17 protein-coding genes, 1 tRNA gene and 3 pseudogenes are annotated in these 21357 nt (G+C 69.1%); 11 read left to right on the top strand and 10 right to left on the bottom strand.

From position 1 onward, the window contains the following. Window positions 1-36 precede the first annotated feature (36 nt). Window positions 37-112, top strand: a tRNA-Arg gene (locus tag ACTWQF_RS29805). 78 nt (window positions 113-190) lie between these two features. On the opposite strand, the pseudogene ACTWQF_RS29800 reads toward ACTWQF_RS29805, so the two are convergent. Further along, window positions 191-679: pseudogene (locus tag ACTWQF_RS29800) on the bottom strand (tyrosine-type recombinase/integrase); the annotation flags it as partial. Window positions 680-1506: 827 nt separating this feature from the next. Here ACTWQF_RS29800 and ACTWQF_RS29795 point away from each other — a divergent pair. Together ACTWQF_RS29795 and ACTWQF_RS29790 are read left to right on the top strand one after the other, a co-directional pair. Beyond that, the gene (locus ACTWQF_RS29795; RefSeq protein ID WP_443282838.1) at window positions 1507-2082 is read left to right on the top strand and encodes a hypothetical protein; all 576 of its coding nucleotides are present in this window, start codon (window positions 1507-1509) and stop codon (window positions 2080-2082) included. Between the two features lie 750 nt (window positions 2083-2832). Next, window positions 2833-3411, top strand: a pseudogene (locus ACTWQF_RS29790) (IS30 family transposase); the annotation flags it as partial. Window positions 3412-3484: 73 nt separating this feature from the next. Here the strand turns inward: ACTWQF_RS29790 and ACTWQF_RS29785 are convergent. Together ACTWQF_RS29785 and ACTWQF_RS29780 are read right to left on the bottom strand one after the other, a co-directional pair. Beyond that, on the bottom strand, window positions 3485-3856 hold the full coding sequence (locus tag ACTWQF_RS29785) for a hypothetical protein (RefSeq protein WP_443282837.1): 372 nt from the start codon (window positions 3854-3856) through the stop codon (window positions 3485-3487). 901 nt (window positions 3857-4757) lie between these two features. Continuing rightward, window positions 4758-5363: a TetR/AcrR family transcriptional regulator gene (locus tag ACTWQF_RS29780; RefSeq protein WP_443282836.1), complete on the bottom strand. Its 606-nt coding sequence runs from the start codon at window positions 5361-5363 to the stop codon at window positions 4758-4760. 200 nt (window positions 5364-5563) lie between these two features. Here ACTWQF_RS29780 and ACTWQF_RS29775 point away from each other — a divergent pair, with 200 nt between their 5' ends. Further along, the gene (locus tag ACTWQF_RS29775) at window positions 5564-6661 is read left to right on the top strand and encodes an MFS transporter (RefSeq protein WP_443282835.1); all 1098 of its coding nucleotides are present in this window, start codon (window positions 5564-5566) and stop codon (window positions 6659-6661) included. Window positions 6662-6723: 62 nt separating this feature from the next. On the opposite strand, the pseudogene ACTWQF_RS29770 reads toward ACTWQF_RS29775, so the two are convergent. Then, window positions 6724-7267, bottom strand: a pseudogene (locus ACTWQF_RS29770) (transposase family protein). A 155-nt stretch (window positions 7268-7422) separates the two neighbouring features. After that, window positions 7423-7905 carry a hypothetical protein gene (locus ACTWQF_RS29765; RefSeq protein WP_443282834.1) on the bottom strand — a complete coding sequence of 161 codons (483 nt, stop codon included), beginning with the start codon at window positions 7903-7905 and terminating at the stop codon, window positions 7423-7425. Window positions 7906-8106: 201 nt separating this feature from the next. On the opposite strand from ACTWQF_RS29765, the gene ACTWQF_RS29760 reads away from it, so the two are divergent. From ACTWQF_RS29760 to ACTWQF_RS29750, 3 genes are all read left to right on the top strand, one after another. Next, window positions 8107-8715, top strand: coding sequence for a TetR/AcrR family transcriptional regulator (locus ACTWQF_RS29760; protein WP_443282833.1), 609 nt, complete (start codon window positions 8107-8109; stop codon window positions 8713-8715). Further along, complete coding sequence (locus tag ACTWQF_RS29755) at window positions 8715-9758, top strand: DMT family transporter (protein WP_443282832.1); 1044 nt, start codon at window positions 8715-8717, stop codon at window positions 9756-9758. The genes ACTWQF_RS29760 and ACTWQF_RS29755 overlap by 1 nt, the downstream gene beginning before the upstream one ends. A 652-nt stretch (window positions 9759-10410) precedes the next feature. Further along, on the top strand, window positions 10411-10647 hold the full coding sequence (locus ACTWQF_RS29750; RefSeq protein ID WP_443282831.1) for a hypothetical protein: 237 nt from the start codon (window positions 10411-10413) through the stop codon (window positions 10645-10647). Between the two features lie 33 nt (window positions 10648-10680). Here the strand turns inward: ACTWQF_RS29750 and ACTWQF_RS29745 are convergent, their stop codons facing one another. Both ACTWQF_RS29745 and ACTWQF_RS29740 read right to left on the bottom strand, forming a co-directional pair. After that, window positions 10681-11106: a hypothetical protein gene (locus ACTWQF_RS29745; protein ID WP_443249165.1), complete on the bottom strand. Its 426-nt coding sequence runs from the start codon at window positions 11104-11106 to the stop codon at window positions 10681-10683. Between the two features lie 242 nt (window positions 11107-11348). After that, window positions 11349-12611 carry a helix-turn-helix domain-containing protein gene (locus ACTWQF_RS29740; RefSeq protein ID WP_443282830.1) on the bottom strand — a complete coding sequence of 421 codons (1263 nt, stop codon included), beginning with the start codon at window positions 12609-12611 and terminating at the stop codon, window positions 11349-11351. A 183-nt stretch (window positions 12612-12794) separates the two neighbouring features. On the opposite strand from ACTWQF_RS29740, the gene ACTWQF_RS29735 reads away from it, so the two are divergent. Both ACTWQF_RS29735 and ACTWQF_RS29730 read left to right on the top strand, forming a co-directional pair. Then, window positions 12795-13388: a flavoprotein gene (locus ACTWQF_RS29735; protein WP_443282829.1), complete on the top strand. Its 594-nt coding sequence runs from the start codon at window positions 12795-12797 to the stop codon at window positions 13386-13388. A 253-nt stretch (window positions 13389-13641) separates the two neighbouring features. Then, complete coding sequence (locus tag ACTWQF_RS29730; protein ID WP_443282828.1) at window positions 13642-14046, top strand: VOC family protein; 405 nt, start codon at window positions 13642-13644, stop codon at window positions 14044-14046. Between the two features lie 56 nt (window positions 14047-14102). Here the strand turns inward: ACTWQF_RS29730 and ACTWQF_RS29725 are convergent, their stop codons facing one another. Next, window positions 14103-14954 carry an NAD(P)H-binding protein gene (locus ACTWQF_RS29725; protein WP_443282827.1) on the bottom strand — a complete coding sequence of 284 codons (852 nt, stop codon included), beginning with the start codon at window positions 14952-14954 and terminating at the stop codon, window positions 14103-14105. 151 nt (window positions 14955-15105) lie between these two features. On the opposite strand from ACTWQF_RS29725, the gene ACTWQF_RS29720 reads away from it, so the two are divergent. Together ACTWQF_RS29720 and ACTWQF_RS29715 are read left to right on the top strand one after the other, a co-directional pair. Beyond that, window positions 15106-15774 (top strand): TetR family transcriptional regulator, encoded by a 669-nt coding sequence (locus ACTWQF_RS29720; protein ID WP_443282826.1) that lies wholly within the window; start codon window positions 15106-15108, stop codon window positions 15772-15774. A gap of 102 nt (window positions 15775-15876) precedes the next feature. Continuing rightward, a complete protein-coding gene (locus tag ACTWQF_RS29715; protein ID WP_443282825.1) occupies window positions 15877-16269 on the top strand; it encodes a VOC family protein in 393 nt (130 codons plus the stop codon). 43 nt (window positions 16270-16312) lie between these two features. Here ACTWQF_RS29715 and ACTWQF_RS29710 read toward each other — a convergent pair whose 3' ends face one another. Together ACTWQF_RS29710 and ACTWQF_RS29705 are read right to left on the bottom strand one after the other, a co-directional pair. Beyond that, entirely contained in the window at window positions 16313-18304 is a 1992-nt protein-coding gene (locus tag ACTWQF_RS29710; RefSeq protein ID WP_443282824.1) for an MFS transporter, read from the bottom strand. Window positions 18305-18500: 196 nt separating this feature from the next. Beyond that, window positions 18501-21269, bottom strand: a complete 2769-nt coding sequence (locus ACTWQF_RS29705) for a serine hydrolase (protein ID WP_443282823.1) — start codon at window positions 21267-21269, stop codon at window positions 18501-18503. Between the last annotated feature and the right edge of the window lie 88 nt (window positions 21270-21357).

The raw sequence follows: 21357 nt of genomic DNA, 5'->3' as shown, positions 1-21357 counted from the left end.
CGCTAGGCTAGGCGCGCGGATCATCCCGATCCGCGCGCCTCCGTAGCTCAGGGGATAGAGCACCGCTCTCCTAAAGCGGGTGTCGCAGGTTCGAATCCTGCCGGGGGCACCAGCGAAAAGGCCCCGGACCGATCTTGGTCCGGGGCCTTTGACATCCAGATCTGACATCAGCGGCGGCGTTGAGCCACGCTCAGGACTCCGCGCCGGGGCGCCTCCGAAGCAGTCGGTCCATGTGGCGATGGCCTCCCGCTGGGTGTCCTGCACGACGGGCGTGTAGATGTCCATGGTGATGCTGATCTGACTGTGCCCAAGGATCTCCATCACGGCGCGGGGAGCGACCCCAGCGGCGACGAGGAGTGTGGCGCAGCCGTGGCGGGCATCGTGCAACGCCGGATCACGCGTAGGCCGGCCGGCTCGGCGACGCACGTGACAGAGCGGTACACGTTGCGCGGCTCGATCGGGCGCCCGGTGCGGGTGGTGAAGACGTAGGCGCTCTCCTGCCACCGCTCCCCCGCCTTCTGCTTGGCGGCTGCCTGTCGCATGTGGTGCCGGCGGAGGGGAGCAACGCACATGGCAGGGAGCGGAACGGCCCGGCGACGGCGCCCTTGGGTCGTCCTGATAGAGCTGGCCGCGTCGGCGCTGCGGTCTGCTGGCGGACGTACAGTACGCGGTTCTCCAAGGCGGTCCGCTGACGCGGGCCGCGAGCGCTGACGGGCCGTGGCCGCGCCCGCTCCTGTCTCCGCCCCGCTCGCGCCGCCGCCGACCCGCTCAGCGCGCGGCCCAACCCAGCAACTCGCCTGACCCGAAAAAGCTCCAGCTCGCGCCGGCGCGCACGACTCGGCCGACCAGCGGACCCACGCTCCAGCACGCACGACCAGGCGCAGAAAGCCAATCAGCCCTGTACCACCGGACCAAGCACGCCGAGAAGGCTCGTGGTGCGGCGCCCAAGTCTCGTCGCGGTCTGCGGGCCGGTCCCGCCATCGCAAAGTGGCCGGCCCCGGGGCTTTCGCGAAGGCGACTGCGCGTCAGAGATCGGAAGTTTGGCGACGTGACTGATACGGGTGGGTTATTGATGGGGTACATGTGCTGATGTTCTTACGTCTGCCCTGCCGTCGTTCGCGGCCTCGCCACAGCCCTAACCTGCTATAAGAAGCTGGGAGAATCCGCCACGTCAGACGTCCTCCAAGGAGCGGCCCTCTGCGGTTGTGCGGGCTCGGACGAAGGTTCGTAACCGGTGAAAGGCTCCTCGCGTGGCCGGATTTTCAAGTGCTGCGCTAATTGCTCGTAGAGGTCCGACGTTCTGGAATCTCCTGGGCCTCCGTCAGCCATAAGAACCGGCACCGATTGCCACCCAGCCATGCACGCTTTCTCGGTCCCTCAGGGCCCGTCCCGGCCGAGTAAAGGCAAGGGCGCCCCAGGGCCCGCAACTGGGTGTTAGGTTGGCCGCTTGCTCGCATCCTGACCACTGCGAGCGCTCAACTTACGGCTGCAACAGGGGAGTTCATCATGCGCCGATCGATACGACTGGCGGGGACGATCACAGTAGCGGCGGCAACGCTGCTCGTGAGCGGCTGCGTCGGGGGCACGCACGACAACAAGGCAGCGGATAAATCAAGCAAGCCCGAAAAGAATACCTCATCGAAACCGCAGCAGGGGGAAATTGACGAACAGGAAAACATGAAGAGCTTCCTCCCTGGGGCATTCGCGCCCGTGGACGGAAAGTCCCTGGAGGCGGATAAGGCACACTTCGACAAAGGGCAACTGAAGGGCGATTTCGAAAGCCCCGAGGAGGCCATCAAGGACGCAGGGGGCACGAAGAAGGGCAAAGACGCGCTCTTCCTGGCCGTAGCCAAAAACGGCAACAAGGCCGAACTCGCCGGCAAGGCCGACTGCTCCGGCACGTACGACATCGCCAAGGACGGCCGGACGACCTTCGACTTCACGTGTGCGGACGGCGACAAGAAATACACAAAGGCCACCGGCACCGGTATCGAGGCCACGCGCCTTGCCGTCAAGTGGCCCACGGGCAAGAAGGACATCCTGGTGAAGGTCGCCGACGAGAACGGCAATAAATGGCCGTGAGTGATCTACGCGTTGGTTGTGACACCGCAACGTTCACGAGATCTCGCCCCCGGGTCACGAGTCTCGCGACGTCCCGACCCTGGCGAATGCAACTCCACGGCGGATAGGGGCCCTGATTGCAGTACGGCAGCGAAGTACCGCAATCAGGGTCGGCAACCGTTCCGTCCAGCAGCGCACGAAGGGGAACGGGAGGCGACGAGCACGACCGCAACCGCCCAGTCCCTCTACAGCTACGGATCAGAAGGCTTCTGACATCCACAGCTGACATCAACGGGCCGGACGGGGCGCACAACAGCGTCTCTGTCCGGCTGTCACAGCAGTCGACGGCAACAGCCGTAGTGGACTCGGATCGGTCTCCTGAAGCGGGTGTCGCAGGTTCGAACCCTTCATGGGCGCTACCGGCAAGGGAAACGCGTGCGCCAGCTCTTCCGAGAAGTCTCGGAGTCCTCCTGCTCGCGCCGCTGCTCGACGATCCACGACAAGACCCACGCATCACCTCGGCCTGATGGCGTGCGAGTGCTTCGCCCTCCTCGCCTTCCACAACCTCGATCTCCCAGGTCACGTTGAGCGGTTCGCTTCGGCTTCCTCCTGCCCATGACACGCCTCACTCTCCAGCGGTAACAGGGGTACTCATGCCAGGCAGGCCACATCCGGTCAGGGCCCACCACTCGTCGGCCTGTGATCTCCGCGTGGAAGGGCCGAGCACCGGTCGGTCTCCGTGCTTGAGGCTCAGTCACGCCGCGGTGGGAGGGCCGTCGGCCCAGGTTCGTCATCCCCATGGTCGTGATCAGCGAACGACCCGCCGAAGCCGAAGACCGGGCAGTTCCCGGTCGCTGGAAGGGCGACCTCATCATCGGCAAGGACGGCAAGTCGGCCATCGGCACCCTGGTCGAGCGCGCCATCCGCTACGTCATACTCCTGCACCTGCCCGGCGACCACGGCGCCGAAAGCGTCCGCGACGCACTGGTCACCACCGTCCAGACCCTGCCTGCCCACCTCCGGCAGTCCCTGCCCCAGACCAGGGAAGCGAGATGGGTGCCCAACTGCGCGCTCACCGTCGCCACCGGCATCCCGGCATCCCGGCACCCCGGCACCCCGGCATCCCGGTCTACTTCTGCGACCCTGCCAGCCCCTGGCAGCGCGGCTCCGACGAGAACGCCAACGGCCTGCTGCGGCAGTACTTCCCCAAGGGCACCGAACTTCCCCAAGGGCACCGACCTGTCCGCACACAGCTCCCAGCACCTGGACACCGTCGCCGACGAACTCAACGGCCGCCCACGCAAAACGCTCGGCTGGGAAACCCCAGCCGAGCGCCTGCATCAACTGATGGCGAACTGCCGCGTGTTGCGACGATCCCTGGAAACCAGCTGTCAGGGTGACCGCCCTCAGCCTTTCCGCCGAGTCAGATGCGGCCGGGGTAGACGCAGGGCATTGGCACGTAGCCCCAGGTGCCGCGGTACTTCACCTTGCGCCACTCGTGATCGTCCTTGCCGCACATGTCGAAATAGACCCCGCCGTTGACGAAGCCGGCGGACGAGCAGCCGTAGGTGTTCTTGTACCAGAGGCGCAGTGTGGTCGACTTCTTGCTCGGCTTCTTGTGGATCCTCATATTGGTCTTGACGTGAGCCAGCGGGTAATTCGCCGAACAGTTCGGCATCTTGGCGCTGGCTGCGCTCGGCGCGGTCTCGGCCCCGTTCGCTGACATGGCCGTACCACCCAGGACAGCGAGCGCCGCGGCGGCGGACGCGGCGCACAGGGCAAGGCGCTTTTTCATGTACTGGTCTCCGGTGAGGGGTTCATGTGATGGAGGAGGCTCGTGAAGCTCTCCTTGCTTGCTGAGCACCGTAGACATCCGGCTTATGCCTTGAGTGCGGAGGCTGTCACGTTCACGTCACAAGGTAGAGGGAATTATCGTGCCAAATGTGCCCCGAACGTGGCGGCCAGTGGCCGACCATCCGGACCAGATGGCTGCCGTGTGCGCGGATCCGGTCCTGGCACCACGCACCTGGGCCGCGACCCTGCGCAAAAACCCGTTCCAGGTCTGAGTAGCTCGTCAGGGGGCTCGTTGTTCTGGGTGATTCGTGTTCGACCGTGGCGACGACATGCTTGATCGCTTCGACCTCGTCCTCGCGTGTCCGCGCACCGCTGGCTGGGATTCGGGGTGTTGCCGGCTCTCGGTATGGCTCCGGGGCCAGGACAGTGAGCTGCGGTCGGCCTGTTCTTCGTACGGGGCGAGCGTCGCAGTCGGGGCGGCCGGTGCGGACCAGCGAAGCTGGCCGAGCAGTCACCCCTGGTGATGCTGACTGCGTATCCGGTTGACCTTGCGCTGGGTCGGTGACAGCCGCCGGGTGGGGCGTCTGACCGGTGTCGGCGCCCACGGGTCGGCGCCAGGTAGGTGCGGTCGGCGAGCACCGGGAAGCCCTGGCCCTCACAGATCTGCATGACCTGGTGGGCACAGGCCGTGCCTTCTCTTAGCGTCGGGTGATCTACGCCGCTTGTCGACCCAGTCGTGCATTGCCCCGACGAGCGCGTCGGGCGGTGTCCGCCCCTGGCTGGTCGTGAGTTTGTCGAACTCGTTCCGCAGGGTCTTCGGGGCGGAAGCCCGCGACCTTGGTCTGCCCCTGACCAGTCGCCGGTGGTCCGGTGGGGGTGATGCTGGATTGTTGCTGTGGTGGTCAGGAAGGTGTCGTCGGGGTGGGCCCCAACGCGCGGACCGCGACGTCGATCGCGGTGGCCAGACGTGCGGGGTCGTGGCCGGCGCGTTCCCGTACCCGCAGCCCGAGGACTGTGGTGAACAGCAATTCCACGGCGGCGTCGACGTCGAGATCGGCGGGCAGTTCGCCCTTGCGCCGCCCCTGGAGCAGCAACGAGCGCAGTGCCTGCCGGGTGACCTCGAAGGCGGCCTCGGTCCGCTGGCTGACCTGGTCGTCGGTCGTGCCGAGTTCGGTGGCGGTGTTGACCACGAAGCAGCCTCGATGGGGCTCACCGTCGGGCGGGCAGGTGACCAGCCACAGCATCCAGTCCCGCAGCACGCGCCGGATCGGCCGGCTGTCGGCAGCAAGCAATCGCTCGGCCTGAGCGGACTCCGTGGCCCGGTAGTGGTCGAGCGCGCGCAGGAACAGCGTGTGCTTGTCGGTGAACGTCCGGTACAGGCTGCTGGGCGTGAGCTTGAGCTCGTCACCCAGATCACGCACTGAGGTGGCGTGGTAACCGCGTCGCCAGAACAGCTCGGTCGCTCTGACGACCGCGTCCTGCTCGTCGAACTGTCGGGGGCGTGCCATGCCTTGAGTCTACCGAACTTGTGGAGCGATCGCTCCCATACTACTGTCCTCACGTATGGGAGCGATCGCTCCCGAATGAATGTGGAGGAGACACTGGTGACGACCGCAGAACAGTCCGCCGCCCCGGGGAGCGCCCCGCAGACATCAAAAAAGATCACTGGCTGGCGGTCAGCGCAGTGGCCTTGGGAACGTTCCTGCTGGTGACCGCTGAGCAACTGCCGATCGGCCTGCTGACCTCCGTGGGGTCGGCGCTGTCGGTCTCGGAAGGAACAGCTGGGCTCATGGTGACGGTGCCCAGCCTGGTCGCCGCCGTCGCGGCACCAGTGGTTCCGGTACTCGTCGGCGCACTGGACCGCAGGCTCCTGCTGCTCGGGTTGATGGCGTTGATGGCCCTTTCCAACGTGGCATCGGCCGTGGCACCGAATTTCGCCGTCCTGGTGTCCTCCCGGGTGCTGGTCGGGGTGGCGATCGGTGGCTTCTGGGCTATCGCCAGCGGCCTGGCCGTCCGGCTTGTATCCATTGAGAACGTGCCACGCGCCACTGCGATCATCTTCGGCGGCGTCGGAGCCGCGAACGTGTTCGGCGTCCCGCTCGGCACTCTGATCGGTGAACTCACCGGCTGGCGCATCGCCTTCGCCTCGATGAGCGCCTTGGCGCTCATCGTGCTGATCGCTCTGCTGACCGTGCTGCCGTCGCTGGCCGCCTCGCAAGCTATTCGGCCGCGTCTCCTGGCTGAGCAGTTCCGCAACCCGGGCGTGCGCATCGGCATCATCGCGACGGTCCTCATCGTGTTCGGCCACTTTTCTGCCTATACCTTCGTGAGTCCGGCACTTCAGAAGCTGTCGGGCATCGACGAACGATTCGTCGGTCCACTGCTGTTCGGGTTCGGCATGGCAGGCATGATCGGCAACTTCGTCGCCGGCGCGGCACTGGCGCGCAGGGTGCACCGGAGCGTGCTGATCATCGCCGTGTCCCTCGCGGTTGCGATGCCACTCTTCCTGCTGCTGGGCCGGACGACGGTCGGCGGCGCCATCTTGCTGATCGTCTGGGGCCTGGCCTACGGCGGCGTGTCGGTCGGCCTGCAGACTTGGATGATCAAGGCCGCCCCGCAGGCGGTTGAAGCGGCCTCCTCTCTGTGGGTGGCCGTATTCAACCTGTCGATCGGCCTCGGCGCGCTGGCCGGCGGCGTCATCGTCGACACGCTCACCCTCCAGGGCGTTCTGTGGCTCGGCGGCGCCTGCGCCCTGGTAGCCGCACTGGCGATCTGGAGCGCCCGCCCCAACGAGAACCTGCGATGACCTGGATCCGTGCGCCACACTCCCGAGGCTCGACCGCAGCGGGACCCCAACACAGCACTCTGTCAGCGTTGCCGCTCCAGAGTGAGGACAGCCGCGGCGATTGACGATATTCGACTCGGGCTGCACCGGGACCCGCGGAAGATCCGCCACGACTTCAGTCGTGCGACGCCGCGTCGACCGGTGCCCGTGCCGTGGACAGCGCGCGGTTGACGGTTTGCTGGGTTGGCGTGAGGGCACGGCCTGGTGCACGTCTGTGGAGCGTCGTCACCCAGGGGCCGGCTCCCAGGTAGGCGCGGTCGGCGAGAGTGCCGTCGAGCAGGGCGTAGTCGGGATCGGTCTCGCGTAGTGCCTTGAGCAGGCCCGGTGCCCGCTCTGCGAGCAGGCTGATCACCGCGGTGGTGTAGGCGTGGGCGGTGCCCACCGAGATACGGAAGCCGACGGCGATCTGCGCGAGCGTGTCGTGCCTGCGCAAGTACACCAGGCCGACCAGTGACGCTGGTGCGGCGGGAGCTTGCAGCGGCGGTCACCCTCGCGGGTGACCATGAGCATCGTGACCCACTCGACCAAGGTGTGCGGCAGGTCGAGTGCGGCAGAATGCGGAACCAACGCGGCTCCCGTACCTGTGGTTTGAGACTTCTGACACCTCCCCCAACGGTACGGGAGCCTCGTCCGTTGCGCATCCCACCAGCGTCACCCGACCGGTGGCCATGCTGAAAAGGCTCAGTGACTGACTTCCCCTCTGCGATACCTGTGGCACTCGTTCAAGAGCCCATGGCAGTTTTACCTTGAAGCTCCTCCGGTAGGGGGGCTTCCGGCTCCGGGGGGACGGGAGCCACGCGGGCGTCGAAGGCGCGGAACACGCGTGTGGTCGGGTCCGGTGCTGCTTCGTCCCGAAGGCGATCGGTGAGCAGGAAGTCGGCCAGTTCGAATGCGGAAGCGTGTTCACTCTCGCTCAGGAAGAACGTCCCGCCCATGACGCCGGGGTTCCAACCGTGCGTCAAGGCATAGTCGATGAGCGTTCGTACGTCCTTGGGGCCCGGATAGCTGGAATCGGTCGCACAGCCCCACGGCAAGACCGCCTTTGACAACAGGTCTGCCTGGAGCGCACGGCTGTTCTTCCCGGCGCCCCAAACGCGTACGCGAACACACCTGTGGCAGTCGCGTTCACCGGCCACGTGGTGGATCCGGACCGTCCACACGAACTCTCGTCCGTCCACGTGCAGCTTTCGCAACCGCTCATTCATGCTGTGCACCCCCGCCTGATCTGCCCGATTGCAGCCTATCGGTGGCTGTGTAGTACGCGAGAGCGGTAGTGGTTCGTCAATGACAGCAAGTAGGCCCGGCGCTCGATGCTCCTGGGCATCGTCCGCCGTGACACCGCTCGGAGCGCGGCCCCTCCTCATTGATTAGGTAGACTGACCTACCTAGTACGAGGGAGAAGCCCGATGAGCGACACCAGTGCTGCCAGGACACAAAGCAAGGAGCGGCGGCGGACCGCGCGCGAGCGGCTGCTTGCCGCCGCATCGCGTCGCTTCTATGCGGACGGCGTGGCAGCGACAGGGATCGACACGATCACCGCCGAGGCGGGCGTGGCGAAGATGAGCCTGTACAACAACTTCTCCTCCAAAGCGGATCTGGTGATCGCCTACCTCGATGCGCGGCATGAGGAGTGGATGGGCCTGTACCGGCGGCGGCTGGAAGGGGTCCGGGATGGTCGCGGCGGCGTGCTGGCCGTCTTCGATGCGTACGCCGATCACGCGGCGTTCGCCTATGAGCACGGTTTTCGGGGGTGTGGTCTGCTGAACGCGGCTGCCGAGCTGCCTGCCGGGGACGAGGGGCGGGCCGTGGTGCGTCGGCACAAGGAGGAAGTGGAGTCCCTGCTCGCCGGGCATCTTGAGGAATTGCTGCCGGGGCGGCCCGAGGAGGCTCGCGCGATGGCGGAGCATCTGGCGTTCCTGCTGGAAGGCGCGGTGGCGCGCGCCGGTCTGGAGTGCGCGGCTACGCGTCTGGACCATGCGCGGACGATGGCGGCGCACCTGGTGGACCAGCTGTGATGCCGCCCGGTGGACGTGCGACCGGCTCGGTGGGCGTGGGATCGCTGTGCGTGCTCGTGGCGTCGGTGCTCTGGGGCACCACGGGCACCGCCGCGACCTTCGCCCCAGCAGTGGGCCCCCTCGCGATCGGGGCCGTCGCCATGGGTCTGGGCGGACTGCTCCAGGCCCTCACAGCCGCCCCCCGAATCGCCCGGGAAGCGCCTGGGCTGCGCACGCAGCGTGGTGTGGTGCTGCTCGGCGCGGTGGCGGTGGGGGCCTACCCTCTGGCGTTCTACACCGCCATGCACCTGGCCGGGGTCGCCGCTGGAACAGTGGTGTCGATCGGCTCGGCCCCACTCGCCTCCGCTGTGATCGAGCGTGTCGTGGACAAACGCCGCCTCACGCGCCGCTGGATGATCGGCGCCGCTCTGGGGTTGTCCGGGACGGTGCTGCTGTGCATGGCCGAAGCGGCCCAGGCGCATTCCGGCACCGGGGCCCGGCCCGTGGGGTCGACCGTGCTCGGAGTGGGGCTGGGCCTGGTGGCCGGTTTCACCTATGCCCTGTACTCATGGGCCGCCCACCGTTTGATCAGCCGCGGTGTCACCTCCGGTGCGGCCATGGGTGCCGTCTTCGGGCTGGGCGGGCTGCTGCTCCTGCCTGTGCTGCTGGCCACCGGCGCCTCGCTTCTCGCCTCTTGGTCCAACGCGGCCGTCGGCGCCTACATGGCTCTGGTGCCCATGTTTCTCGGCTACGTACTGTTCGGCTGGGGCCTGGCACACGTCCCGGCGAGCAGCGCGACCACGCTTTCGCTGCTGGAACCCGCCGTCGCAGCCGTACTCGCCGTACTGGTTGTCGGCGAACGACTGCCCCTGCTGGGGTGGGTCGGCATCGCCTTGGTCGTCGGCTGCCTCGCCGTGCTCACCACCCCGCCCAGGAGGGCTCGCCGGTTTCGAGCGGTCACCGCGGACCCCAGCACCGGCACAGACGCCGGCGCGCCCGAACCCGACCGCGGACCAGAGCCGGCGCCGACGGTCATGCAGCCGGGACAGGTCTCCACCAGCTGACCACTCCGCCATGCGCAGTGTCGGAAGGCGCCCCGCACCGCGCCGAGACGGACTGCCGTAACCGCCCCGCTGCGGTGCGCCCGCAGCGGACGGGTGCTCACCCCGGTACGACGCGAAAGCTCGCCAGTGAGCTTCGAGTTCACCGCCAAGGTGAAGGACTTCGCGGGGGCCGCCCGCCCACACCTTGTCGCCCTTGCCGGCGAAGCTCAGCTCGGCAGCCGACCTGTCGTGGATCTTTCCTGTCCGCAGGGCGAGAACTGGACGCCGTCCGCGGACGCGTTCGTCACGCCGGTCCCTGTGAAAGTGGCGAAAAAGGTGGCGACGGCGGTGGCCGCCGTCGCCACAAACGCGATACGTCGATTGATGTCTCCCCCACATCGTGCCCATGTGCCCATGTGCCCATCGGCACGAGCGGTCCCCCGTGACCAACGACGTGTGCGTCGTCCCCATGGTGGGGTGGTGGCTCCTGGCGCGGGGAGCATATTCGGGTGAGGCCGAAACACCGCTCACCGCGTGCGGTGCTCGACCAGCACGGAGCCCTCGCCAAAAGCCGGCAGGTGCCGCCCGAGACGTGAGTGACGCTGCCGTCGATGCGCCGCAGGGTCCGCACCGCACGGCGCGACGGGGCGCCGATCCACGTGAGCCTGGGCCTATGGCCCAAAGACACATCCATTGCAGCCCGGAGCCGTCCGTCGTGGGGGCCGGCCGGGGATTGGTGGAGCTGCCGTCAGCTGGGGTGGAGGGCAGTGGAGCCGTCGCGGGGCCGCCTGAAGCACCGGCGGCGTTCACCACCGGAGTGCGCCATCTCGGGCTGCTGGGCGCGGCGTTGTGGGTAGCCGTCCTCGTGCTGACGGTCACGACGGTGCCGCGTCCGGTTCGGGACGCATAGGGGCCCGGCGGACGGGCCCCGCGGGCAGGGCAGTCAGTGTCTTTCTTTCGGGGGCATGGTGTACCGGGGGCGGGGGCCCAGATTCTGGCTGATCGTGCTGTGCAGGGCCGCGTGCAAGGTGGCTGCCGGGGTCAGGGAGCCGGCAGGAGTGCACGGCACGGCCCAGTGCGGACCCGGGGGGTGCAGGCGGCTGCTGGGCGGAACGGTCACCCAGCTCGCCGTTCCCAGCACCTGTACTGCGGCGAACTCGCAGAACGACCACTCCCGCGCGCTGCCCGGCTCGACGAGCCAGTAGAGCCTGCTGCCGTACGGATCGCGGATGACGGCCCCTGACGAGGTGCCGAGCCGAGCCAGTACGCCCTCTCCCAGATACGCGGGCACGCGCACCGCGTCCCACCACTCCCCTGCGGGTAACAGCACGGCATCCAGGCCCTTCGGCAGTGGCCACCACACGGTCACGGCTTCTCCTGTGCTTCTTCAGCGACTTCGGCCTCTTCGGCATCGTCGCTTCGGGGGTTTACCTGTCCCCGCGCTGTCGGTCGCATCTCACGCTTCCTCGCGCACTTCACATGTCGTCACGTGTTGGGACGCGACCCACCTTGCCGACAGCGGCAACAGCAAAGTGTCACCAATGTGTGACACTCCGGTCGCGCACCGTGTCCACCCATATGTCCGCCCGCCAGTGCCCCGCTCCGTGTCCGTCACCGGCAGAGCCACGCCGCCATGTTGTCCAGTGAGTCGGGAGTACGGCGGCGCTGAGCCACCAGGCCGTTGATGGTCTCGCGGGCCCCGGGGTGGTAGCGGGTCTGCTCGGGCGCCAGTTTGCGCGCCGTCACCACGGACTCCAGTGCCGCGTCGCAACGCCCGGTCTCCATCTCGGCCCGGGCGCGGTCCACGTAGAAGTGCGCCCTGCGAGACATCGGCCAGCCGTTCGGAAGGCGGACACTGCGCGACTTCTCCAGCGCCTTGCCGTAGCGCCGCATCTCGACCTGTGCGGACACCTCGTGCACCGCCACGTTGGCCGGTCCGAAGCTCAGCCAGTACACCCGTTCCGCCTCACCGGTGCGCTCCGCGTAGGAGGCGGCATACCGCAGATGGCTCTCGACGGCGTCCGCGTCGTGCGCGCGGGCCGCGATGACGCTCGCACCGAGGTGCAACTGGCCCCGTACGACGAGAGTTTCGCGGGCCTCCCTCTCAGCGCTGTCGGTGCGGGAGAGCGCCCTGTGGCCCGCGTCGATGAGCCGCAGCCCGATGGTGTGCTCGCCCTCGCGGAAGTAGGTGAGCGCGCGCATGTACTGGCGTACGGCGGCCAGCAGCGGATCCGAACCGCGTTCGGCCGCCCAGCCGAGCCGGTCGAGGGCGATGGTCGCCAGGTCGTAGAAACCGAGCTTGGTGGCAATGTCATGCGCTGTGCGGTACGCCGAACCGAGCGTCTGCCACAGCGCCGTGCTGGGGTTGCGGTGCACGGCTGCGGTGACCTCGGCGATGAGCGAGGGCAGTGCGTGCGCCGCCTTGCTGAGCTGGGTGGCGCGAACCATCCGGCACAGCTCATCGGCCTGAGCGGTGAGTTCGGCAGGCGTTGTGGTCTCGTGCGTGCCCGCATGCGGCCCGCGCGTGCCCTCGTGAGGCCCATGCGTGCCCTCGTGCGGCCCGTGCGGCTCGTCGGGGTCGTGCAGGTCGTACAGGTCGAGCGATTCGCGGATGGGGCGAATGAGGGCGGCGAGCCGGTCCTGCTGGAGTTCGGTGACGTACGGCTGGCCCGTCAGCACCGTCACATCGATACGCAGCACCCGTGCCACGGCCGAGACCAGGTCGGGCGAGGCGTTCTTGCGGCCCTCCTCCACCTGTCGTAACAGGCTGTAGGAGTAGGGGATTTTGGCGGCCAGCCCGCGCTGGGTCAGTCCGGCCAGTTTGCGTTGGTGGGCGATGCGGACGCCCGCGTGTTCTTCTTGCAGCCCGCGCACTCCGCGACTCCGTTCCTCGATGCCCCGGCACCGTACGCACGGTGTACGGCAGCGATGCTTTTCGGACGGGAGCACCACTCGATCGGGTTCCGTCGAGTTGCACGGGCGCGGCGCAGTGTGAGAGGCCCCATACGGGAGAGGCCGAAGACGCAGCGTTCACCGGCTTCATGGTGGGATGCGCCTATGGCCTCACGCGTCCTTTATCTGCTCGGTTGCGCAGCTCCACCCGTACTGCGGATCGCCGATGTCGTCGACGACGCCCAACGCGCGGGCTGGGACGTGTGTCTGGGGCTCACCCCCACCGCTGCGCACTGGCTGACGGACGAACTGCCGACGCTGGAGCAGCAGTCAGGGCACCCGGTGCGGTCCCGCTACAAGCTGCCCGGCCGGCCCGATGCCTGGCCGCCCGCGACAGCGGCACTGATGGCGCCCGCGACGTTCAACACCGTCAACCAGTGGGCGCTCGGGATCACGGAGAAGTTCGTCGTCGGCTTCGCCGCCGAGGCGATCGGCAAGGGCATCCCGCTGGTGACGATGCCGTGCGTGAACGCCGCCTACGCCCGCCACCCCCAGTTCGCCCACTCCCTGGAGACGCTTCGCCGGGCGGGCGTACGGGTGCTGTACGGGGAGGGCGGCTTCGTGCCGAACGCCCCGGGCGAGGGTCGCCCGGACGCGTTCCCCTGGGGGCAGGCGCTGGCGGCCGTGGCCGAAGCCGCGGAAGACGTCGTGGAGGGCGCCAGAGGCACGGCTGCGGCGCGCCCCGACGGCGCGGGGTGACCACCGACCACCCTGGCCCTCGTACGCGCGCTGCGCAGAGCGGCGAGGGGCGGCAAGGGGACGAGGAACGAGGGACGAGGAACAAGGGACGAGGAACGAGGGACGAAAAAATCTTCCGGCACAGCGATGAGTTTCCCCTCCCTGCCCCGTCTGCCACTGCGTGGAGCCTTTCACCCCGTACATGAGGTGAAGGACCATAACCAACGACATAAACCGTCAGAACGCGCAGCGGAGCGCAGAGAAGAGGCACATCATGTCCCGGAAGATCTTCGTCAACCTGCCGGTGAAGGACCTGGACCGCAGCGTCGACTTCTTCACCAAGTGCGGCTTCTCGTTCAACCCGCAGTTCACGGACGAGAACGCCACCTGCATGGTCGTCAGCGACGACATCTACGTGATGCTGCTGGTCGAACCGTTCTTCAAGTCCTTCTCCAAGCGGGAGATCCCCGACACCGCGCAGACCAGCGAGGTGCTGGTCGCGCTGTCGGCCGACAGCCGCGAGGACGTCGACGAGCTGGTGGACACCGCACTGACCGCCGGCGCGGGTGCGCACGGTGACACGCAGGAAGAGGGCCCGATGTACGGGCGCGCCTTCACCGACCCGGACGGCCACATCTGGGAGATCATGTGGATGGACCCCGCGGCCGTAGCGGGCTGACCGACCGCGAACTCAACCGCCCACCCCGGCCTCGGCCCCTCACGACCGCAGGCGCCTCAGCGGAAGTCCTCCGCGTGGTGCCGGGCCCACTGCGCGAAGCTGCGCCCGGGACTGCCGGTGAGTTGCTCGACGCCCGGCGAGACCTGTGCGGGAACGTCCACCGAGGCGGCAGCGAGGTCGAGCAGCACGTCGGCGATCTCGGCGGGGGTGCCGGCGGCGATCATGCCCGCGCGGGCCTCCTCGTGCGGGATCTCGTCGAACCGCAGGTCCCGCCCCGTCGCCTCCCCGATGAGGCGGAGCTGGTCGGCCTGCGTCAGCGACTCCGGCCCCGTCAGTACGGGGGTGGGGCCGTCGGCTCCCAGGGCTCCGGTCAGCGCGAGCGCGGCGACGTCCGCGATGTCGTCCTCGTGGATGGGCGCTGCCTGTGCGCGGGCATGGGCGGCGCGCAGCACTCCGTCACGCCGCAGCGCATCCGCCCAGGTGAGGGTGTTGGTGGCGAACATGCCGGGCCGCACATGCGTCCACCCCATCCCGGCAGTCGCTGCCACGGCCTCCACCTCGGCCTCCAGCGCCCGGTGGTGCTCCGCGATCGGGTTCCGGGGATCCAGGGGCAGCGAAGACTCGACGACCGCGGACGACGAGAGGGTGACGACTCGCCCCACCCCGCGCTCGGCCGCGAGCCGCAGCAGTTCACCGGCACCGTTCCAGAAGGCGGCGGGGTTCAGGAAGAGGGCGGAGGCGCCGTCCAGTGCGGCGCCCAGGTCGTCGGCGGCCACCGGTAGGGCACCGTCGGGCAGCCGGGCGCGGTCCGGGTTCCTCGTCAGTCCGCGGACCTTGTGGCCCTCGGCGGTCAGACGGGCGACGAGCGGACGGCCGACGTTTCCGGTCGCCCCGGTCACCAGAATCATGCTGTTCTCCATTGCAACGTTGGTTATTGGCGTGCGAGTTCGCGCCGGATGCCAACCGCATCGGCGTGCTCAGGGCAGCAGCTTCAACCAAATGGATGAAGAAATCAACCGGATAGATGAAGATGAACCGGCAACCGCTACGCTGGACGTCGTGAGCGACAAACCCGGCCCGACTCCCGACACCTCTCCCGATGCGCGCGCCGCGTCATCCGATGGGCGTGAAGCGTCATCCGACGCGCGCTGCCCGCGCCGTGCGCCCCGCCCGGAGGCCCGCAAACTCGACCCGGAGCGCTCCTGCCGGCGGCTGCTGGAAGCGGCGTTGGACGAGTTCGCCGCAAAAGGGTTCGCCGGGGCACGGGTGCAGGACATCGCCGACCGGGCAGGGCTCAACAAGCAGCTGATCGCCTACTACTTCGGCGGCAAGGAAGGTCTCTGGAACGAGCTGAGCCGACGCTGGGCCGAGCGTGAGGAGTCGTTCAACCAGCCGGACGTCCCGCTGGACGAGGTGATGGCTCACTATCTGCACGAAGCACTCGACGACCCCCGCGGCTCCCGGCTGAACGCCTGGGTGGGGCTGACGGGGGCGGAACCGGAGTCCGGACGTGAGGACTTGTCGGACCTGGAGTGCCGCAAGGCGGCCGGGGAGATCGCTGAGGAGCTCGACCCGGGCGCCGTCCTCCTGCTGCTGATGGGCGCGGTCTCCGCACCTGTGGTGACGCCGCACCTGGTCCGCTCGGTCCTCGGCATGGACCCGCAGTCACCCGAGTTCCGGGAGCTCTACACCGAACAGCTCCGCAGGATCGTACGGCGCCTCGGCTGAAGGGACACTCCCGGGCACACGCGTAACGCCCCCACAGGGAAGACACCTTCTACCGTCACTGTTTCCGCTGCAGGCGTCGAACCGAGCCAGAGGAGACCTCTCATGTCGATCCAGCTCAACCACACGATCGTGTACGCCAGCGACAAGAAGCGGTCCGCGGAGTTCCTCGCCGGTCTGCTGGGGCTTCAGGTGCGGCCGCAGTACGGCCCGTTCCTGCCGGTCGTCACCGCCAACGACGTGGCTCTCGACTTCGCCGACGCCGGGAAGGGGCCGATCACGCCGCAGCACTACGCGTTCCTCGTCTCGGAGGAGGAGTTCGACATCGTCTTCGGCCGGCTCAAGGAGGCGGGGCTCACCTACTACGCCGACCCCATGCGCACCCGCCCCGGCGAGATCAACCACAACGACGGGGGCCGCGGCGTCTACTGGACCGATCCGGACGGGCACATCCTGGAGATCATCACCCGCCACTACGGAGGCGAGCAGCCCTCCTGAGGACCCTCGCCGCGTCCCTTCAGTCCGTCGAGCGCCGCGTCCCTCAGTCCGTCGAGCTGCCGTCGTCCGGCCCCTCGGGGCAGGGTGTGCCGCGCGGCAGCTTGTAGGGGGCCGCGATGCGGTAGACGCCCGGGCGGGGCGCGTCCAGCACCGTCCAGGTGTCCAGCACCGGCTTGTCCTTGCCCTCCGGCGGCGGGCCGCCGAACGTCGGTTCCGCCTCGCGCAGACAGCCGTTGATGTTGTCGCCACCCTCGGTGGGCGGTGCCAGCCGGTCCCCGTCCTTGTCGACCAGCCCGAGCCACGGCGAGTACGGCACCCGCACCAGCACCCGCCCGCTCTCGCGTACGCGCACGGTCACGCTCTCCGCGTCGGCGCGCTCCACCGACGCCGAGGCGTCGACCAGCGGCACGGGGTCCTTGACCCGGAAGAGCCGCCAGCTGTCGTCGGACCAGATCTCCTTCAGATACGGCTGGCCTTCCGCCACCAGCTTGGCCTCGGCGACGCCGCCCGCGATGTCCGGCGGATCGGCCGGCAGGACGACGTAGTGCACGGCCCAGCGGCGCAGCCACGCGTGGTAGCGCTCGGGGCTGAGATTCTCCTCGTAGAAGAGCGGGTTGCGCTCCAGGTCGGCCTGCCGGTTCCAGCCGCGGGCCAGGTTGACGTACGGAGCCAGCGCCGAGGCTTCCCGGTGGCTGTTGACGGGGACGACCTCGACCCGCGCCCGGCCCGCGTCGGCCTTACGGAGCTGGGTGAGCAGCGGCTTCAGGTCGCGGGACCAGTCGGTGTCGGGTGTGGTGTGCAGGACGTCCCAGGTGGGCTTGCCGATCTGCCATCCGAACGTCACCAGCAGCGCCAGCGCCATGGCCAGCCCCCGGCGGGATTTCCAGGGCCGCCATCCGCGCCCCACCACGACCGGCACGGCCGCCAGCAGCGCCACCCCGCCGAACAGCAGCCCGAGCCGCTCCACGTTCGAGCCGACCTGCGAGGGGATCGCCCAGGTCAGCACTATGCCCAGGGCGTATATGGCACCGCCCACCCGCACGGCCATCCACGTCTTGGGAACCAGCAGTACGACCGCGACGGCGCCCAGCACGGGGAAAACCAGCGACCAGAGCGGCATCGGCTGCACACCCGTGAACGGGAAGAGCAGCGCCGAGCCGACCACCACCACCGGCGGCGGCAGGGCGACGGAGAACATCGCAGCGGGCCTGCGCGCCAGCAGCAGCGAGGCCGCGACCACCTCCAGGAACAGCCCGGCAACGGGACTGGCGGCGGTGGCGAGCACGGCCAGCAGCATGGCGAGCGCCGCCCGCAGATAGCGCGCGGGGCGGCTGGCACGCCCACCCCGCCAGCGGGCGGGCCACGTCCACACGACGGCGACGGCGCCGAGCCCGAAGAACACGCCCAGCGCGAAGGTGACCCGCCCGGAGGCGGCGTTGCACGCAAAGGCGAAGGCGCCCCACAGCGAGGGCAGCAGCGGTCTGGCAACCGTCCGGGCGAGAAGCAGCGACAGCAGCCCGGCGGAGAGCACCCCGGAGACGATCAGCGTCGTACGGACACCGAACACGGCCATCAGATACGGCGATATGGCGCTGTACGAGAAGGGGTGCAGCCCGCCGTACCAGGCGAGGTTGTACGCCGAGCCCGGATGCTGGCCTGCGAACTCGGCCCAGGCGTCCTGCGCGGCCAGGTCCCCGCCACCACTGGCGAGGAACAGCAGCCACAGCAGATGGAGGAGCGCCGCGACCGCCAGCGTGACGCCGACGACGAACAGCGGCCGGGACGCCAGGCCCTGCCGCCATGCCCGCCCGGCACCTTCGGCGGCTTTCCGCCCGGCACCACCGGCGGCCTCGTGGGATTCGGTCGTGTCTTCGGCGCCGGTGTCCGTCCGCTGCCGCCCGGGCTTCGGGCGCTGACCGGGCAGGGGTGTGCGAACGGCGCCCGCGGCGTCGTCCACGCCCGGGCTCCCGGCTATCTCACCGGCACCGGGGTCAGGATCCGACTCCGGCGTCCGCGGTGGGTGCACAGTGGCCACTGCGCTCTCTCCCCGTCCTCCCCGTACGGATGTGCGGCTCAGATCCGCACGACGTTACCGGACGGCACACCCGCGCTCTCCGCCGCCCCGCGCCCCCGGCTGTCGCCGTGGGGCGAGCGGGGCGCGCGGGGCGCTCAGGTGAGCCGTGAGCCGGACATGCCGACGGAACGGGGGACGCGGCGCGGCCCGGAATGGTTCAGCCGACGCGCGTCAGCTTGTCCCCGAATCCGGGCTCGGTCAGCTCGTCCTGGATGGCGACGGGGACCTTCACCTGGCCCGGACCGTCGCCCGCGGTGAGGGTGCCGACCTTGCTGCCCGACCCGGCCTCGTGCGGGACGGCCTTGCCGTTGTCGGTCAGCTCCAGCTTGACCTTCAGACCCGGCCAGCCCACGGCCGTCACGTCCTTGGTGGCCACGACCGGGGTCTTGCTGCCCAGTTGGTCGTCCACATAGCCGACGACCTCGCCCTTCTTGACCACCTTCTTGGCGGTGAGCGCGTCCTGACCGGCGTCGATCAGCTTCTTGCTGGCGGCCAGCACGGTGTCCAGGATCGACGGCTCGTACTGCCCCAGCACGGCGCCGATGATCAGCTGCTTGGTGCCGCCGATCTTCTTCTCGGCCGCGAACAGCAGATTGCCGCCCGCCTTGGTGGTCGTGCCGGTCTTGATGCCGACGACGCCGTCCATCGGGACCAGCCGGTTCCAGTTGGGCTGCGTCTTGCCGTTGGTGTCCTCGTACTGCGGCTGCCGTACGACCTCGCGGAACAGCGCGCTCTCCATCACCTTCTTGCCCAGTTTGACCTGGTCGGCCGCGGTGCTGACCGTAGAAGCCGTCAGACCGCTGGGGTCGGTGTAGTGGGAGTTGGTCATGCCCAGGTCCTTGGCGGCAGCGTTCATCTTCTTCACGAACGCCTTCTCCGAGCCGGCGTCCCAACGCGCCAGCAGCCGCGCCACGTTGTTCGCGGATGCGATCATGATCGCATCCAGCGCTTCCCGCTGCGAGATCTTCTGACCCGCCTTGACGTTCACGGTCGACTCGTTCTGCGCGCTCAGCCCGGCCTCTTCCTCGGCCTTCTGGTCGACGGGGATCAGCTTGCCCTTCGACCCCTTCTTCACCGGGTGGTCACGCAGGATGACGTAGGCCGTCATCACCTTCGCGACGCTGGCGATCGGCACCGGCTTCTGCTTGCCGTACGAGCCGAACGACCCCAGCCCGTCCACGTCGATCACGGCCTGCCCCTCCGAGGGCCAGGGCATGGACGGCTTGGAGCCCTCGAACGTGTACGTCCCGGCAGCCGTCATCGACAGCTCGGGGTCCGGCAGCGGACGCACCGCCTGCACGACGACGAAGATCACCGCGAGCAGCAGCACCAGCGGCGTCCAGATCTTCACCCGCCGGGTGACCGTACGCAGCGGCGTCTCGGGCGGCGGCGGGCTGTTGGTGAGCTGCGCCAGCAGATCCAGCGGCTGCGGCTGCCGACCGCTCTCCTCCGCCTCCGGGCTGCCCGGCATCGGCTGCTGCCGCGTACGCTCCGGCTCGCTCTCGGCGGCGCCGGGCGCCTCCGGAGGGGCCTGCGGGGCTCCCGCGGGGCGCGGCGGTGCCGACGCCCACGGGTTCGCGGTCGGCGCCGACGGTGCCGAGGCAGGCTTGCCCGGGGACGAGGGCTTGCTGGGTGCCGTCGGAGCCGCGGCTGCCTCAGCCGCCGGGGGCGCCGACTTCGCCGGGGTGCGTGGTTCGTCGGCGGACCGGAGCGGGATGAACTGGCTGGTCCGCTCGGCGTCCGACTCCTCGCCGCTCCCCTGGCCCCTGCCGGAGCCGCCCTTCTGGCCGTCCCGGTCGTCCCGCTTCCGCGGATCGGGAGTACCCGCCGCGGCGGGCTTCCGGGGGTCGGGAGTGCCCGCCGGGGTGGCTGAACCCTTTCTGCCGGGCTCGTCCGACTTCTCCGGCTTCTCGCCCTTTTCCGGCTTGGGCGACGCTGACTTTTCCGGCTTTTCCGGCTTTTCGCTCGTGCCGGTCCCGCCGTTCTTGCCCGTACCGTCGCCGGAGGGCCCGTCGCCCCGCTTGGCGTCGACCGTGCGGAAGATCGCCGTCGGCTGGTCGACGGGGGGCGTCCCCTTGCCGGAACCGGCGCTTCCGGAGTCGGCCTCGGCGGCGTCCTTGGTGTCCTTGGTGTCCTTGGCGTCCTTGGGTGCTCCGAAGAACGCCGAGGTCAGGCGCTCGGCGCGGTCGGCAGCCGTGGCGTCGTCGTCCTTACCGGAACGGTCGCTCTCACGCCGTACGACCCCGAACATCGCGGTGGGCGCGTCCCCCTGCGGGGCAGGGTCGGCACTCTTCCCCGCGTTCTTGGTGTCGGATTCGACCCCGGGCTCGGTTCCGGAGTCGGCATCGGCCCCGGCCGTCGACGACTTCGGCCGGACAGGCAGGTCCGTGGAGGAGGCGCCGGTACCGGGCTCCCCGGCACGCTCGCCCGCGCTCTTGCCGTCGCCGTGGCTCTCGCCGGCGCTCTCGGGGGCCTTCGAGCCCTCTGCGCCGTCGGCTTCGTCCGCGCCCTCCGGGGCGTCGTCGCCCGAGACCCAGGCGGCCACGGCCGACTTCAGCCGCGCGTCGCCGTCGTCGCCCTGCTCCCGGCCCTCGTCACCCTGGCCCTGCTCGCGCGGGTCGCCCTCGGTCGCCTCGTCCGCCGCCGTAGCAGCCTCGTCCGTGCCGGTGGGCTCGTCCGGTTCTCCCTCGGGGGGTGTGGGAGCGGGGATCTTCGAGGGCTTCGCGCCCTGGGTCGCCGTTCCGGTGCCGTTCTGGCCGTTCGGGGTCCCGGAGCTCGTCGGCCGTTCCTTTTCGGCCGTCTCGTCGGGCCGTGCAACCGTCCCGCCGCTCCCCGTCGTCTCCCCCGACGACCTCTCCCGCTCCGACCTGTCGGGGGATTCGCCCGCCACCAATGCCTCCTGATGCTGCTGCTCGCCGCTCGCCATACCAGTTAACAGTGTCCTATTCACCGAGGGCGCCACCGGCGTGGCGGCGCTCCCTCGGAGGGCTGCCCCAGCGGCCTCCCCCAGCCGC

The organism is Streptomyces sp. 8N114, assembly GCF_052245835.1.
GTDB lineage: Bacteria > Actinomycetota > Actinomycetes > Streptomycetales > Streptomycetaceae > Streptomyces.
Note: the sequence above shows the minus strand (reverse complement) of the source record. Positions and strands in the feature narration are given on the sequence as shown.

Coding starts and splice junctions, on each gene's coding strand:
- ACTWQF_RS29750 (WP_443282831.1), top strand. CDS start 10,411: ATGGCCCAAAGACACATCCATTGCAGCCCGGAGCCGTCCGTCGTGGGG.
- ACTWQF_RS29760 (WP_443282833.1), top strand. CDS start 8,107: ATGAGCGACACCAGTGCTGCCAGGACACAAAGCAAGGAGCGGCGGCGG.
- ACTWQF_RS29735 (WP_443282829.1), top strand. CDS start 12,795: ATGGCCTCACGCGTCCTTTATCTGCTCGGTTGCGCAGCTCCACCCGTA.
- ACTWQF_RS29725 (WP_443282827.1), bottom strand. CDS start 14,954: ATGATTCTGGTGACCGGGGCGACCGGAAACGTCGGCCGTCCGCTCGTC.
- ACTWQF_RS29705 (WP_443282823.1), bottom strand. CDS start 21,269: ATGGCGAGCGGCGAGCAGCAGCATCAGGAGGCATTGGTGGCGGGCGAA.
- ACTWQF_RS29755 (WP_443282832.1), top strand. CDS start 8,715: ATGCCGCCCGGTGGACGTGCGACCGGCTCGGTGGGCGTGGGATCGCTG.
- ACTWQF_RS29715 (WP_443282825.1), top strand. CDS start 15,877: ATGTCGATCCAGCTCAACCACACGATCGTGTACGCCAGCGACAAGAAG.
- ACTWQF_RS29780 (WP_443282836.1), bottom strand. CDS start 5,363: ATGGCACGCCCCCGACAGTTCGACGAGCAGGACGCGGTCGTCAGAGCG.
- ACTWQF_RS29730 (WP_443282828.1), top strand. CDS start 13,642: ATGTCCCGGAAGATCTTCGTCAACCTGCCGGTGAAGGACCTGGACCGC.
- ACTWQF_RS29795 (WP_443282838.1), top strand. CDS start 1,507: ATGCGCCGATCGATACGACTGGCGGGGACGATCACAGTAGCGGCGGCA.
- ACTWQF_RS29765 (WP_443282834.1), bottom strand. CDS start 7,905: ATGAATGAGCGGTTGCGAAAGCTGCACGTGGACGGACGAGAGTTCGTG.
- ACTWQF_RS29785 (WP_443282837.1), bottom strand. CDS start 3,856: ATGAAAAAGCGCCTTGCCCTGTGCGCCGCGTCCGCCGCCGCGGCGCTC.